The organism is Bradyrhizobium sp. 197, assembly GCF_023073375.1.
Classification (GTDB): domain Bacteria; phylum Pseudomonadota; class Alphaproteobacteria; order Rhizobiales; family Xanthobacteraceae; genus Bradyrhizobium.
This window is the reverse complement of record NZ_JADPJJ010000012.1, coordinates 1-15,082: the sequence shown is the minus strand read 5'-3', so window position 1 is coordinate 15,082 and position 15,082 is coordinate 1. Positions and strand designations below refer to the sequence as shown.

10 protein-coding genes are annotated in these 15,082 nt (G+C 62.8%); 7 read left to right on the top strand and 3 right to left on the bottom strand.

What is annotated here, in order from left to right; all coding sequences use genetic code 11:
- The first annotated feature begins 199 nt into the window (after positions 1 to 199).
- From IVB27_RS04360 to IVB27_RS04335, 6 genes are all read left to right on the top strand, one after another.
- Positions 200 to 2,089 carry an AMP-binding protein gene (locus tag IVB27_RS04360; protein ID WP_247441691.1) on the top strand — a complete coding sequence of 630 codons (1,890 nt, stop codon included), beginning with the start codon at positions 200 to 202 and terminating at the stop codon, positions 2,087 to 2,089.
- A gap of 41 nt (positions 2,090 to 2,130) precedes the next feature.
- A complete protein-coding gene (locus IVB27_RS04355; protein WP_247344060.1) occupies positions 2,131 to 3,102 on the top strand; it encodes an ABC transporter permease in 972 nt (323 codons plus the stop codon).
- A 41-nt stretch (positions 3,103 to 3,143) separates the two neighbouring features.
- Complete coding sequence (locus IVB27_RS04350) at positions 3,144 to 4,160, top strand: sugar ABC transporter substrate-binding protein (RefSeq protein WP_247441689.1); 1,017 nt, start codon at positions 3,144 to 3,146, stop codon at positions 4,158 to 4,160.
- Positions 4,161 to 4,235: 75 nt separating this feature from the next.
- Positions 4,236 to 6,359: an ABC transporter permease gene (locus tag IVB27_RS04345; protein ID WP_247441687.1), complete on the top strand. Its 2,124-nt coding sequence runs from the start codon at positions 4,236 to 4,238 to the stop codon at positions 6,357 to 6,359.
- Positions 6,356 to 7,453 (top strand): SMP-30/gluconolactonase/LRE family protein, encoded by a 1,098-nt coding sequence (locus IVB27_RS04340; RefSeq protein ID WP_247441686.1) that lies wholly within the window; start codon positions 6,356 to 6,358, stop codon positions 7,451 to 7,453. The genes IVB27_RS04345 and IVB27_RS04340 overlap by 4 nt, the downstream gene beginning before the upstream one ends.
- Entirely contained in the window at positions 7,450 to 8,946 is a 1,497-nt protein-coding gene (locus IVB27_RS04335) for a sugar ABC transporter ATP-binding protein (protein ID WP_247441684.1), read from the top strand. Before IVB27_RS04340 ends, IVB27_RS04335 begins: the two co-directional genes overlap by 4 nt.
- Positions 8,947 to 8,955: 9 nt before the next feature.
- On the opposite strand, the gene IVB27_RS04330 is transcribed toward IVB27_RS04335, so the two are convergent.
- From IVB27_RS04330 to IVB27_RS04320, 3 genes are all read right to left on the bottom strand, one after another.
- Positions 8,956 to 9,444, bottom strand: coding sequence for a DUF2059 domain-containing protein (locus IVB27_RS04330; RefSeq protein WP_247441683.1), 489 nt, complete (start codon positions 9,442 to 9,444; stop codon positions 8,956 to 8,958).
- A gap of 32 nt (positions 9,445 to 9,476) precedes the next feature.
- Complete coding sequence (locus IVB27_RS04325) at positions 9,477 to 10,679, bottom strand: OpgC domain-containing protein (protein WP_247441681.1); 1,203 nt, start codon at positions 10,677 to 10,679, stop codon at positions 9,477 to 9,479.
- Between the two features lie 312 nt (positions 10,680 to 10,991).
- Positions 10,992 to 14,048 (bottom strand): ATP-binding protein, encoded by a 3,057-nt coding sequence (locus IVB27_RS04320; RefSeq protein WP_247441679.1) that lies wholly within the window; start codon positions 14,046 to 14,048, stop codon positions 10,992 to 10,994.
- A gap of 299 nt (positions 14,049 to 14,347) precedes the next feature.
- Here IVB27_RS04320 and IVB27_RS04315 point away from each other — a divergent pair, with 299 nt between their 5' ends.
- Positions 14,348 to 14,842 (top strand): hypothetical protein, encoded by a 495-nt coding sequence (locus tag IVB27_RS04315; RefSeq protein ID WP_247441678.1) that lies wholly within the window; start codon positions 14,348 to 14,350, stop codon positions 14,840 to 14,842.
- The last annotated feature ends 240 nt before the right edge of the window (positions 14,843 to 15,082 follow it).

Genomic DNA, 15,082 nt, shown 5'->3' with positions numbered 1-15,082 from the left:
GATTCTAGATGGCCGCCGTCTGCGCGCAAGACCGGTTTGCGCGGAGAAGCAAAAGCTTTGCGCTCCGGAGCAAGCCGCCTCCGGGCATGTGGCCTATGAAGAACAAAAAACGGACAACGAAATAGGCGGGAAACGTTCGCTTGCATCAGGTCAGATCAACCGCTGCACAATCTGCCGTGCCGCTTGAATGGCGGTGCCCGTGAGCAGCGCGTTGCCGATCACGACGCGGTTCACGCAACCGATCAAGGCCATCGCCGATATCGAAGCGCTGGAGCGGCGGTCTTACGATTCTCTCGTTCCTGCCCGCAATCTCCATCATCTCTTCGAAGCAACGGCGCGCCTGCATCCTGATCGGCCTGCGCTAACGGTTTTGACCAAAGGCTCGCGCGAACCGGGCGACGTCACGCTGACGCATCGGCAGTTGCTCGCGGAAATCGCCCGCGCGGCAAACCTGTTCCGGTCGCACGGGATCAACCGGAATGGCGGAACGATCGCGTTTCTCTGTCCGATCCTTCCGCAGCTATTCCCGGCGCTGCTTGGCGCCCAAATCGCGGGCGTCGCCAGCTCGATCAATTTTCTCCTGAACGAAGATGCGATTGCCGACCTGCTCGAGGCACAGAACGCAACCGTGCTGGTCGTTGCTTCCGAAGCGGCCGATCGCGCGATCTGGACCAAAGCAACTAACGTCGCGAAGCGCGTCCCGTCACTCAGAACGATTTTCGTGCTTGGCAAGGATAGCCGCTCGATTGGCCACTTTCTGAGCTTCGATGAGGCGATCGCAGGTGCGCCGGACATTCTCGAATTCCAGCCGTCGACAGACCGCCAAGCCGTATGCGCACTCTTCCACACCGGCGGAACGACCGGAAGACCGAAGCTCGTGCGCCTGACGCATGGAAACCAGATCCATGCCGCCTGGAGCTTTGCGCAGGTTCACGGATTGGACGAGCTAGATGCCGCCGTGAATGGCTTTCCGCTGTTTCACGTCGGCGGCACGATGACACTCGGTCTGTCCATTCTCGCAGCCGGCGGCCATGTCATCATTCCCTCGCCGTACGCTCTCAGAAGTCCGGATGCGATCCGCGATTATTGGCACACCGTGGAGCGCTTCCGCGCAACCATCGTCAGCGGCGTGCCGACGTCGATTGCCGCGCTTGCCGAGGTGCCGATCGGATCCTCCGATATCAGCTCGGTTCGAATGGCCCTCACCGGCGGGGCCGTGGCTCCGAAGGCCATCAGCGAGAGGTTTCAGGCGCGAACCGGGATTACCTTGTTCGAGACCTATGGCATGACGGAAACCGCAGCAGCGATCGCGTTCAATCCCGGCCGCGGGACACCCATACAGGGCAGCGTAGGATTCAGGGCGCCGTTTGCGAGGACCAGAATCGTTTCTCTGGCCGATGCCGACCTGAAGCAAGACTGCCCGCCGCTCACCAGCGGCCTCGTCCTCGTCAGCGGACCGCAGGTGTTTCCCGGATACATCGACCCCCGGCACAACAAAGGCGTGCTGACCGACGACCAATGGATCGTCACCGGCGATGTCGGATATCTAACCCCGGATCAGCGCCTGGTGCTGACCGGCCGCGAGAAAGACCTGATCGTGCGCAGCGGTCACAACATCGACCCTGCCGCAATCGAGGATGTCGCGAACGCCTTCCCCGGCGTGCAGATAAGCTCGGCCGTCGGCATGCCGGACGCCTATGCCGGCGAGGTCCCGATTCTCTTCGTGGTGCCGTCTCCGGGGCAGACGATCGATCTGCCGCAGCTGCGCGAGCATCTCGAACGCAACGTCAATGAACCTCCTGCGCGGCCGAAGCGGGTCGTGCTGCTCGAAGCGCTGCCAGTCACCGCCGTCGGGAAGATCTTCAAGCCCGCGCTTCGCGACCTCGCCGTTCGGGAGAAGGTCAGGACCGAGCTCGACCGCATCTTCAGCCCGGATACCGCGGCAAACATTCTCGTCGAGAGGGACGCCAGGCTGAACACACTCGTCCACATCTCGGTGGACTCCAATGATCAGGAACGGGCTAAGGTACTTGCCGAAAGCCTGGCGACGCTTCCGCAAACCTATCGCATAGAGACCCGATCGTCCTGACGGACCCACAGAGGCCGAAGTCGAAGAAAGGCAAAACGGGGATGAAACGCTTTCGGTTCAATCAGCAAGAGATCGTCTTCGCCGTCTTCGCGCTGCTGTTCCTCGTTTTTTCGATCTTCCTGCGCGGCTTTCTGACCGCTGACAACATGCTGACGCTGCTCCAGAACGTGGCGGTGCTCGGCATACTCGGCCTTGCCATGGCGATCGTCGTGATCGGCCGCGGCATCGACATCTCGCTGATCGCAGCCCTCGCGGTCCCGCCGGGGCTGGTGCTGCAGATGGTGCAGAACGGTCATTCGCTGCCGGCCTCGCTGCTGGCCGCAGTGCTGCTCACGATTGCCTTCGGCCTCATCAACGGCTGGCTGATTGCCTATGCGGAGGTCCCCTCGCTATTTGCGACACTCGCAACCGGCCTGCTGCTCGCCGGGCTCGGGCAGACCGCATTGTTTCAGCTCGACGTCGTGCAGTGGAGCCCCGGCATGGACGGCTTCGAGCGGCTCGGACAAGGCACCATCCTCGGCATTCCAACATCAATCGTGATGTTCGCGCTCGCCTGTATCGCAGTCTCTTTCCTGCTGCGCCAGACGCGCTGGGGAGCCTATATCTATGCAATCGGCGATAACCCTTACGCCGCGCGTGTCACCGGCATTCCCTCCCGGCCGATCATCGTGCTGCAATATGTCGTCGCCGCCCTGATCGGCTGCTTTGCCGGTCTGGTAATGGCCGCATCCGTTAATTCAATGCCGACCCGCATCTTCAACTCGACGCTCATCTACGACGTCATCCTGGTCGTCGTGCTTGGCGGCATCGGGCTATCCGGCGGCCGCGGCGGCGTGCTGAACGTCGTGATCGGCACGCTCGTGATCGGCACGATGCTCAACGGCATGACCATCATGGACATTTCCTACGCCGGACAGAATCTCATCAAGGGCGTGGTCCTGCTGCTCGCCGTCATCACGGACTCGTTCTTGAATCCGCGCAACGAAGAAACGGCACAGCAAGGCGACATCTGAACGACCCAACGAGAACGACAACTATAACCGAGGAGGAAGTAATGAAACATTTCGGCAGCCCGACAAAGGCGACCGTGGCCGCACTGGGTCTCGCGGCAATGACCGTACCGGCCCTGGCCCAACAGGGCCTGGACGAGCCGTTCCAGAGGCCGTTCAAGGAAGCGCTGGCCGGCAAGACCGTAGCCTATGTTCCGGTCGCCATGAACTTCGACCTCACCGAAGGCTGGTATGCCGGCCTGAAGAAGGAGCTCGAACCGTTCGGCGTCAAGTTCGTGATCCGCGATGCCAACTGGAATACCAACGCCGGTGCGCAGGCCGTCACGTCGCTGATCTCGGAGAAGCCGGCGGTGATCGTGGTCCAAAATCCGGACGTGCAGACCTACGCCAAGCTGCTGCAGCGCGCCGAGAACGAAGGCATCTACGTCATCCAGATCAACATGGGCTCGGCCTATCGGAGCTCGGCCTTCGTCGGCGCCAACTGGGTCGAGATCGGCGAACGCCAAACCGAAGCCGTGGTCAAGGCCTGCGAGGGCAAGTCGAACAAGATTGCTATCATCCAGGGGGCGCTGTCGGCGGCCGCGAGCGCCTATACGCTGAAAGGCGTCGAGAACGTGCTCGCCAAGCATCCCGAGATCAAGGTGGTGTCCAGCCAAGCCGCCGATTGGGACGCGGCCAAGGCCAAGGCGATCACGCAAACGGTGCTGAAGCAGAATCCCGATCTCTGCGGCATCGTCGGCTTCTGGGACGGCATGGATATCGGCACCGCGGCGGCCGTCAAGGAAGCAGGCCTCACCGGAAAGGTGTTCGTCGCCACCTCGGGCGGCGGCGAACGCAAGGGCGCGTGCGAGCTGGTGAAATCAGGCGCGTTCGATCTCAACATGAGCTACGACGTGCCGACGCAGGCGGCGCAGATGGCCGGCACGATTAAGTGGTTGCTGTCATCAGGCGTCAAGCCGGGCTCGATCAAGGGCTCGGAATACACGACGCTGATTCCGATCACCAAGGAGAACGCCGATAGCCAGATGGCCTGCTGGAATCTCAGCGACCTCAAGAAATAATTCCACGACACCAGACTCAAGCGTCCCGGGCCGCTTCGCGCCCGGGACGTCGCTCCAAATTTGCAAGGTCCTGGAATGCCGATGCGCGATACCCTGACGAGTCTGCGTTACCGTTACTGGCCTGATCATCTGCTCGGTGAAATTCTGTCCAAGCGATGGACCGAGACAGCCATCCCGGTGATCCTTCTCCTGATCATTGGCCTCGCGCTCAGCCGATCCATCGACAATTTCCTGTCGCCGGCGAGCCTTGCCGACACCGCGCGCCAGGCCGGAGAGATCGGTTTCATCGCGCTCGGGCTGGCGCTGGTGGTCATCGTCGGCGGCATCGATCTTTCCGTCGGTTCAATCTTCGCGCTAACAGATTTCTGCGCCCTCTATCTGCTCGACGTATTGGGCTGGCCGGTGCCGGCGGTGGTCGCCGCGACGCTGCTCTGCGGCGCGCTGCTTGGTGCCATCAATGGTGTGCTGATCGGATATCTGCGGCTACGGGCCTTCATCACCACGCTGATCACGCTGATCATCTACCGCTCGGCCTACGATCTCCTGATCCAGCGCTATTCCAACGCGATCGCGTCGTCCCTTCCCGACATTCCGTCCTGGGATTTCATCGGCGGCGGCAGTGTCTTCGGCTTTCCGACCGTGGCGCTCGTCTATATCGTGATCGCCATCTTCGGTCATATCTTCATGACGCGGTTGCGTCCGGGCTGGCACATCACCGCGATCGGCGGCTCGCGCCGTTCGGCTTACAATTCCGGCATTCCCGTCCGCCGCACCATTGCGCTCTGCTACGTCGCGAGCGGTGTGCTGACCAGCATCGGCGCGCTGTTCTTCGCGTCCCGGCTCGGCACCGTCGGCGGCGACATCGGCGTCGGACTTGAGGTGATCGTGGTGACCGCAACGGTGCTGGGCGGCATCACGCTCGGCGGCGGCAAGGGCTCGGTGGCTAAATCAGCCGTCGGGGTGCTGATCGTACTCCTGATCACCAACGGCCTGACGACCATGAACGCGCGCGGCGGCGTCAACCGGATGGCGCTCGCCGGTATCCTGCTTGTCGCTGCCATGGTCGATATCCGCTGGCAGAAGAACCGCACACGCATCATCAGCAAAGTCTATGTCGCGCCCACCTATCACGCGCTGCCACCGCCCCCACCGACCGAAATCGGGCAAGGCGGCCCGTTCGAGCAGAACGACAAGCTGCGTAACGTCGAGCTGATCGGCCTCGGACGGATCGAGGCACCCGAAGACGTCATCCTCGATCGCCACGACAATCTCTATGCGGGTTCGCGCCACGGTGACATCATCCGCTTTCTCGCACCGGACTATCAGAAGATGGAGGTGTTCGCCCATATCGGCGGCCAGCCGCTCGGCATGGCCTTCGACCGCGAGGACAACCTCTACATCTGCATCGGTGGCATGGGACTCTATCGCGTCAGGCCCGACGGAACGGTGGAAAAGGTGACCGACGAGACCAACCGCAGCATGCGCTCGGTCAACGACGACAGCCGCCTGCGGCTCGCCGACGATCTCGACATCACCGACGACGGCCTCATCTTCTTCTCGGAGGCGACTGTGCGCTACGAGATGGACGAATGGCCGATCGACGGCCTTGAGGCGCGCGGCAACGGACGCATAATTTCCTACGACACCAAGACCGGCACGACACGCACGGAGCTGCGCGGCCTCAAATTCCCGAACGGCATCTGCGTCGCCAGCGACGGCCAGTCGATCCTGTTTGCCGAAACGTTCGGCTGCTCGATCAAGCGCTATTGGTTCGCGGGACCGAAAAAGGATGCCATCGAGGTGGTGATGGACAATTTGCCGGGCTACCCTGACAACATCAACCTGGCCTCGGATGGCAATTACTGGCTGGCGCTGGTCGGCATGCGCAGCCCCTCGCTCGACCTCGCCTGGAAAATGCCTGGCTTCCGGCGACGCATGGCCAAACGCGTGCCCGTGGATGAGTGGCTGTTCCCCAACATCAACACAGGCTGCGTGGTCAAGTTCAACGAGCAGGGCAAGATCGTCGAATCGCTCTGGGATCTGCGCGGCGAAAACCATCCGATGATCACATCGATGCGCGAGCATCGCGGCTATCTCTATCTCGGCGGCATCCTCAACAACCGGATCGGCCGCTACAAGCTCGACAACGCCGATCCGAACTTTGTCCAATACGACAAGAGGTGGGGAAAGCAATCGTGATCGCGGCTGTCAGGGAGTTCGCCAACCGCTTTCTCGGGCGGGGCGACGCCACCATCACCGTGCCGTCCTTTGACGGCGCATTGAAGCCCAACCAGAAGCTGGAATCGGCGGAGATCTTGCTGACCTGCGAAGCGCCGGAGGACATCGCCACCGATGGAAGCAAGCTTTTCATTGCGGATGGTCCGCGCTTGATGCGCCTGGATGGCGTCTCGGCATCAGAGGTCCGCAGCTTCGATCGGCCTATCTCGGCCCTGTGTGCCCTTCCCGACGGCGGCCTCGCAGTCGCGCTCGGAGGGCGCGAGGTGCATCTCTACGCAAACGCTTCGGCCGAGCAGCCAGGCACGACGTTTGCCGATAGCGCGTTCAACGCCATCAACGCGCTCGCGCTCGCGGACGACAATACGCTCATTGCGACTGACGGCTCCACAACATGCGGCGTCGACGACTGGGCGCGCGACCTGATGGAGCTCAACCGGAGCGGCCGCGTGTTCAGGCTGGATCCCGGCAGCAAAGCCGTGACGCCGCTGGCGCAAGGGCTCGGCCATGCCTTCGGCGCTTGCGCGCATGGCCATGGCGTGCTGGTCAGCGAGAGCTGGCGTCACCGCCTCGTCCTGGTGGCGCCGGGCGCTGCACCGCAGACAATGCTTGCTCACCTTCCCGTCTATCCATCGCGGCTGGCGAAGGCCTCGGGCGGCGGCTACTGGCTGACGGCCTTCACCGCGCGCACCCAGCTCATCGAGTTCGTGCTGCGCGAGCCGGCCTACCGGCGACGCATGATGGCCGAAATCGATCCAGAGTACTGGGTCGCGCCGCGCCTGCGCTCCGGCCTCTCGTTCAAGGAGCCGATGCAGGGCGCGCATATCAAGACCATGGGCGTGATCAAGCCGTGGGCGCCGCCGCGCTCCTATGGGCTAGTCATCCGGCTCGACGCCGACGGCCAGCCGCTTTACTCGCTGCACAGCCGGGTCGACGGCGTCAATCACGGCGTCGTTGCGGCCATCGAGATGGGCGACGATCTCGTCCTGATCGCCAAGGGGCCGGGCCGTGTCCTGAGATTGCCCCTCGCCGGCCTTGCCGAGGAGTTTGGTTCATGAGCGACATCATGCTCTCGCTGCGCAAGGCCACAAAACTCTACGCCGGCGTGCCCGCCATCGACGGGGTCGACTTCGACCTCCGCCGCGGCGAGATTCACGCACTGGTCGGCGAGAACGGCGCCGGCAAGTCGACCCTGACCAAAGTGATGGCGGGCGTGGTGACGCTGACCTCAGGCGCCATGACGGTTGACGGCGTGGACGTCGCACCGAGGACGCCGCTGGAGGCGCGCAATCTAGGCATCGCCATGGTGTTCCAGGAGAACAGCCTGGTGCCGACCATGACGGTCGCGCAAAACCTGTTTCTCGGGCAGGAGAAGTTTTACAACCGCCTGCGCGGCATCTACATCGCCGCACAACAGTTCTTGCAATCGCTCAATTTCGACGTCACGCCGACTGCGACCGTGAGCGGCCTTGGAGCTGCCAAGAAGCAAATGGTGGAGATAGCGCGCGCGGTTCTGCATCGCGCCAAGGTCATCATCTTCGACGAGCCGACCGCATCGCTGACGCCGGAAGAGAAGAAATACTTCTTCGACCTCGTCCGTGATCTCAAGAAGCGCGGCGTCTCGATCGTCTTCATCTCGCACGCCCTCGAAGAGGCCCTGCTGCTCGCCGACCGCATCACGGTCCTGCGCGACGGCAAGCATGTCGCGACCGACGAGGCCGCAAATTTCGACCGTGCCGCGATCGTGCAGGCCATGGTCGGACGCGACCTTTCCAACACGCTCTACGGCGCAAGGAAAAGTAACGTGCGGCCGGCCGGTGCGCGCGTGCTCACGGTGCAGAATTTGAAGATGGCGCCGATGGTGAAGAACAATTCACTGTCGGTGTTCGCGGGACAGATCACCGGCGTGTTCGGCCTGGTCGGCGCGGGGCGCACCGAAACCTTCAAGATCGTCTCCGGCGTGCTCAAGCGCGACTTCTTCCACGGCGGAGAAATCCTGCTGCACGACAAGCCGGTGCGCTACCGGGTACCGGCGCCGGCGGTCAAGGCCGGCATCGCCTATGTCACCGAGGACCGCAAGGTCGAGGGCTTCTTCGAGACGTCCTCGATCGCGCGCAACATTTATCTCGGCCTGCTGTCGAAATTCCCCAAGGGCCGCATGATGCTGTCCCGGCGGGAAACCGAGACGGTCGGCAGGAGCTGGATCAAGAAACTCGGGGTGCGCGCCATCGGCGACCACGGCAAGGTGGTCGAGCTCTCCGGCGGCAATCAGCAGAAGGTCGTGATCGCAAAATCGCTGGTGCAGGAGCCGGACCTGATCATCTTCGACGAGCCGACGCGCGGCGTCGACGTCGGCGCCATCGTCGAGATCCACGAGCTGATCAACCGGCTTGCCGACGAGGGCAAGGCGGTCGTGGTCATCTCGTCCTATCTGCCCGAGATCATGGCCCTTTCCGACCGGATCCTGGTCTCACGCCAGGGCAAGGTTGTGGAGGAATTCTCCGCGCAGGACGCGACTGAGGAGAGGATCATGTACGCGGCTATCCACTGAGAGAGCTGTCTACAGCTTGTGCCCCTTCTGGCGCAGCGCCTCGATCAGGCGCTGCTTTAACTCGTCGGCAGCCTTCTGGCTGACGGCCTGGCCGATCTGCGCGCTTGCCTGCGCCAGCGCATCGGACTTCTCCAGAAACTTCTTCCCGGCCGGCTGGGCATAGAAGGCCTCGATCTGGCGCAGCTCGTCGATGCTGAAGCCTTGGGCATAGAGGGCAGCGACCTGGTCGATCATCGAGGTCAGCGCCGGGGTGTAGATCTCGGAGCCGGGTGCCGTCATCGCGTCATAGTCGCGCTCGATCTCCGGCCTGTCCTGCGCGACCACGGGCCGGAGCTTGAGCAGAAGCTGCGGCAACAGCGCGCGATATTGATCCGCGATCTTCAAGGTGACCACGAGCTTGCGCGCCGCGCTCATCGCCTCCGGCGAGGGTGCTTGGGCCGCTGCGTCACAGATCAGGAGCAGGAGGGCGCCGGCGACCGTCAACAAACGTCTGGACATGAACCTCTCCACGAGATGCAGGCTGGCGATGCTCAACGACCGGCAGTTGCCGCCGGCGCGGTCTGCAATGCGGCGTCGGCCTCCTCGACCTCCGTCACCTTCACGAACAGGTTCGGCACTCGTCTGGCCCGGTCGAGCAGCCAGGCGGCTGCGATCATGATGATGATGCCGACGGCGGAGACCGCGAGCTGCTCCCAGACGCCCTTGGTGTATTGCGTCAGGATCCAGTGCGCCGAGAACGACAGGAATACGCCCAGGCAGAAGATCGGCAGCGAATGCCGGCCACACAGGATGACGGGCCTCAGCCAGGGCCCGTGCAGCGCCCGCCATTTGCGCGAGACGAAATGCGTCACCCACATCGCCAGCGCCAGGAAATGCGTGAAGCGCAGCATGTCGAGATCGGTCTTGTCGATCGGGTAGATCGCCTTGATCATCCATTTCGGGACCAGGGCTTCGAGCGCAGGGACATGCCAGGTCATCACGATCAGCAGCGCGAAGGCGAGCCAGGCCGCGGCCAGCCCCATCGCCGCTTTCGACCACGCCCATGTCGCGACCTTGTCGATCTGGCCGATGCCGCACCAGGCCGCGAACACGAACATCAGCTGCCAGCAGAACGGGTTGAAGTACCAGGTCGTGCCGGGCGGATAGGAGGCGACGTTCCAGTCGAACCAGCGCGACAGCAGATAAAGCAGCACGGACGCCGCGAGCGTCAGGTTCGGCCGGCGCACCAGGCACCAGACGATGAAGGGCGCGGCGAACACCAGCGTGATGTAGAGCGGCAGCACGTCGAGATTGACCGGCTTGTATTTCAAGAGGATCGCCTGGCCGATCAGCTCGTCCGGATGCGACAGGAAATTGAACACGTTGAACTCGTGCTCGTACATCGGATTGTCGAAGCGGCGCGCGGTCCGGGCGATCTGCGCCGTGAACAACAGGAACAGCATGATGTGAGCGACATACATCTCGGCCGCGCGCCGCCACAGCCGCTTCAGCGCCGCGAGAAACCAGCCGCCTGCGACGATCGGGCCGTAGATCCAGCCGACCAGATAGCCGGAGATGAAGACGAAGAACTCCGCGGCGTCGCTGAAGCCGTAATTGCGCAAGGTCAGCCAGGCCACGACGTCGTGCGGGATGTGGTCGAGGAAGATCATCCACAATCCGATGCCGCGGAAGAGATCGAGCCGCAAATCGCGCTCGACCGGCGCAAGCAGCGCTGACTGGTCCCGTGTAAACATGGCCCCGCCTCGTTCGGTGGGCGTCGCGCCGTCGCGGCGCCGAAAAATCGGATGCTAAAAAACTTGAATCGAAATGTCGCCTGCCCCTGCGGCTAGGACCGACGGTAGCCGACCTTGCTGTGCGCGCAAGAGGCTTTCATCAAAGCGGGCCGCACAAGCGTGCCGTCTCTGCGTTGCACAATGGGAGACCCTTCAAAAGAAGGGCGAAAACAACCTCATGCACAGTAGCTAAACCCTTGCGTCGCCTGCCGGATTTATTTGACGCGTCGGGCAGATTTCGGCCGCGGCGGCCGATCCAACCGGGAGCAGAGTTCAGGTCAGCTCGTCGTCCCGCGCCACCATCTCGTTCAGCATCGCCTCGGCCTTGTGCTGGAGCGGCAGCGCGCCGCTCTCAGTGGCGATCGCGATGGTCGCGCGCAGGGCCGCAAGGATGGCCGCACGGGCCGCCGCATCCGACGTCGGCGTCACCACGGCCTCGCCGAACAGCGCCTCGGCTTCCAGGCCGGAAAACCCCTGCTGCCGCGCCGTGTTGCGCGCCTCGCGCAGCATGTTCTGCGCGGCCTGGATGTCGCCGAGGCGGTGGGTGGCGAGCGCAAGGTAGATCGAGCTGCGCAGCACCGCCGAGGTATAGCCGACCGCCTTCGCCTCCTCGCGCGCTTCGGTCAGCATGCCGCGCGCGCGGTCGAACAGCCCCTGCTCCAGATAGGCCATGCCGAGGTGACAGCCGAGCACCGGCACGAACAGCCGGATGCCGTGCTTTTGCGCCAGGACAAAACCGTCTTCGAGAATGGCCGCGGCCGCCGCCGGCTCGTTACGGCCGAGCTTCAGCCAGCCGCCGCTATAGGCAGCGGCGACACGGTCGTAGGGCCGGGCCGTCTCCTCCGCGATCGCCGCGGCCTCGCGCTGGAGCTGCTCGGCGGCATCGAGCTCGCCCATGACGGTGTGGGTGAAGCTCTTCATCATGCAGCAGAGAAGGAGTGTGTATTTGGGGGGAGTTCCGAAGGGCGCACTCGCTTCCGGCCCCATGAGATGGGCACGGGCGCGCGCGATAGTCCGCTCCGCCTCGCGATAGCGCCCGGCAAGAAAATAGGCCTGCCCGAGATTGTATTGCGCAAGGTTGCGCCAACCCGGGTTGCCGGACTCTTCGGCAAGACCAACGACCTCCTCGCCAAGAGTAACGGCCTCCGAAGGCGTCCCATAGAAGTTCTGCCCACCCGCCATGACCGTCTTGGCGGCAACCCTTCTGCCGACATCATCGATCTCGCTGGCCCGTTGGTCAGCTTCCTTTCCCAGATCGACCCACTCGGCAACCCGACCGGACCAGATGAACGCCATGCGCGCCTCCATCCGGAGATCAATGGCATTCGTCTCCCTCGAACTCGTTATTGGCGTCTTATCGAGTGAACTCATCGCGGTCCGGAAGTAGTCGACCGCGTCTGCATATGCCGAGCGCAAAAGACACTTCTGTGCGGCGCTTCTTCCGTAGTCGAACGCCTTGGGCCAGTCCTTGGCACGCATTGCGTGGTAACAGAGAGCGTCAGGATCATCTCTCAATATTTCGTCGCTCTCGAATGCCGCAAGAACGCGCGCATGTACGCTCTCGCGGACCTTTTCGACCATCGACTCGTAGGTCACCTGGCGAACCATCTCGTGTCGAAACTCAAGCGAGTCCGCGATGTCGCTATCGATCTTGACCAGCAGCTCGGCCCGATCGAGCGCCGCAAGGCAGTCCCGCAGGGCGTCTTCGGGCAAGTCCGAGACTCTCCGCACGACGGCTTCGCTCGATCGCGGCCCCAATGCGGCAGCGACCTGCAAAACCAGGCGCTCCTGCCTCGATACCCGATCGAGTCGCGCCGCAATCACACCTTGGATACTTGTGGGGATACCCAGCTCTTCTATAGGACGCACCAGGGCCAGATCACCCCACTGGCCGCGAAGTGTGCCGTTATCCTTCAGACCACGGCAGACCTCCTCGATGAACAGCGGAACGTTGGCCGTGTGAGAGATGATCCGGTTCTTCAAGCCTGCATTCGTCACGGACGTGCCGAGCATGTCGGCCAACATGGCCATTCCGGATTCATCGTCCAATGGCCGCATCGCGATCACTTCTGCATGACAACGCGCGATCCATTCCGGCATTCCGTTCGGCCTGCTCGTGAGGAAAACGAACAGATTCGGCACCTGCAGCGACGCTATGGCGGCAATGACCGTGTCGCTGGCTCGATCAACCCAGTGCAGATCTTCGATGAGAAGAACGGTGCCGTTATGGCGGACTACGCCTTCCAGGATTGCGCAGCTTGCCTCCGAAATCGCCCGTCCCCGCGCGTAGGGCTCCAATTCGCTCCAACGCGGATCGGAAATGGGCAAATCCAGCACCGCGTCGATTGCAAACTGATGGACCGGCGACAATTCCCTTCGAGGGTCTGTCAGGCGATCTGAGTCCTTGGAGACTGCCTCCAGGAGGGAGAGCACCAGTCGCTTCAGGGTGCTGAATGGCGCGCCCTGAAGATTTGGGCTGCACTCGACGTCGAGCAACCGCCAGCCGTCAGCCCTGAGGCCCTGCGCAAATTCGTGCGCAAGCCGCGACTTTCCAATGCCCGCATCACCCATCAGCAGAACAGTCTGCCCGCTTGTGACGACCTTTTCCGCAGCGCGCCATAGCAGCGCCCGCTCCGTCGTCCGATCGACAAACCGGGAGACGCTACGAGCGCGTCGCACCCGCCAGCTCGAAAGATCGCTCGCTCCAATGATCCGATAGACCGGCAGAGCTTCGTTGAAACCGCGCAGGGTCTTGCGGCCAAGAAAATCAAAGCGGACATGCCCGTCCGCAAGCTTCTGGCAGGCTTCGGACACGTAGATCTGGTTCGCCTCGGCTGCCGTCTCCAGCCGCGCGGCCAGATGCTGGGCGGCGCCGCCGATCTCGTAAACCTTGGAAAATTCACTGGCGACCATGTAGGCAACGACATGGCCGGAGTGCAGACCGACCCGGACCTGGAGCCCGGGATCCCCCAAACTGCCGACGCGCCGGACCAGCTCGATCGCCGCATGGCAGGCAAGGGGCGCATGGTTGTCGTCGGCGATCGGAGCGCCAAAGACGGCAGCCAGCCCGTCTCCCAGCTCCTTGCTGACGATGCCGCCAAACTGGCGTACCGCGGCCCTCATGGCCGCCAGTGCCGGCTCGAGGCGCGAGACAGCCTCCTCCGGCTCCAATTCGGCAACAAGACCTGTGGAGTCTATGACATCGGCACGAAGAATCGTCACAAACCGGCGTTCGCTGTCGGGGTCGACCCGCTGACGCACCGCGGCCCCGCATCTGGAGCACCAGCTATCGTCCGGACCGATCGCAGACTGACACGTGAAGCAATTCATTCCTGCGCCTCAAAGGTCGCGGGCATTCTGTCGACCAGAATCCGCGAGCAACTCTCGATAAGAATACCTGTCGAAAACCGCTTAGCAATCGCGCTTGCTCCTCACCGTGAGCGGGGCACGGTGCGGTTGGCGATCTGGACGAAACTCAGTCCTGAGTGGTAGCGTAAGCAAATCCCAACAAAGATGGGGCACATATTCGACGGCGCGAGGATTGGCCAAGCTGACCGGCGTCGCTGGAGTTGTACGTATTTTCGCAAAGCCAAGAACATAAAGCCAAGAACATATTGAAGGAAAAGGCGATGGGCTCAAGAACATATACCGGGGCTTCATTCAAAGATTTGATGAACGAGAATTATTTCCCGCTGGAGAACATGCAGCGGAGCGTGGACATCCTCAAGGCGTCTCCGGACATCCACCTGCCGACGCTGGAATACGGCCAATACCACCTGATTTTGACGCCGCCAGAGAGATGGCCAGATGGGAGCGCTGCGTACTGGCACAAGGAAAAGGGCCGGGCTCGCGTCGACCTCAGCACCCAGCCCAACACGATCCCCTTGTCCAGCGACGAGCCGGGCGTCATCCCCTTGACGCGATGCGATCTGCTCGATGCCTGCGTCCGGAAATGCTTCAACTCCGAGCCGCCGATCCCGATGAAGACGAAGATCGTCACGCACAAGGCGAGCGACGCCTACGCGCACCGGCATGAGATCCGGCTGGAGTGGGAGTATCGCGATGGCGAGGACAAGGCGCCGACGCTGCTCTATCTGACGATGGTTTGTCCGCACAGACCCTGATCATCGGACGCATTCGACGCGACAGAATGGCTGTCATCACCTCAAGTTTCAGCCGGAGGGGCTGGTGTTCGGGGAGGCGCCGTCGGGCCTGGTCGGGGCCGACGGGAAGGCAATTACGCAGTTCTGAGTTGCCTTGAGCTCCAATCGGGATAGGGGGACGCCTCGCGGCGTCGCCCCTCCCACACCACCGTACGTACGGGTCCGTATACGGCGGTTCGGTGGATTATGCGGGTCTCGGAG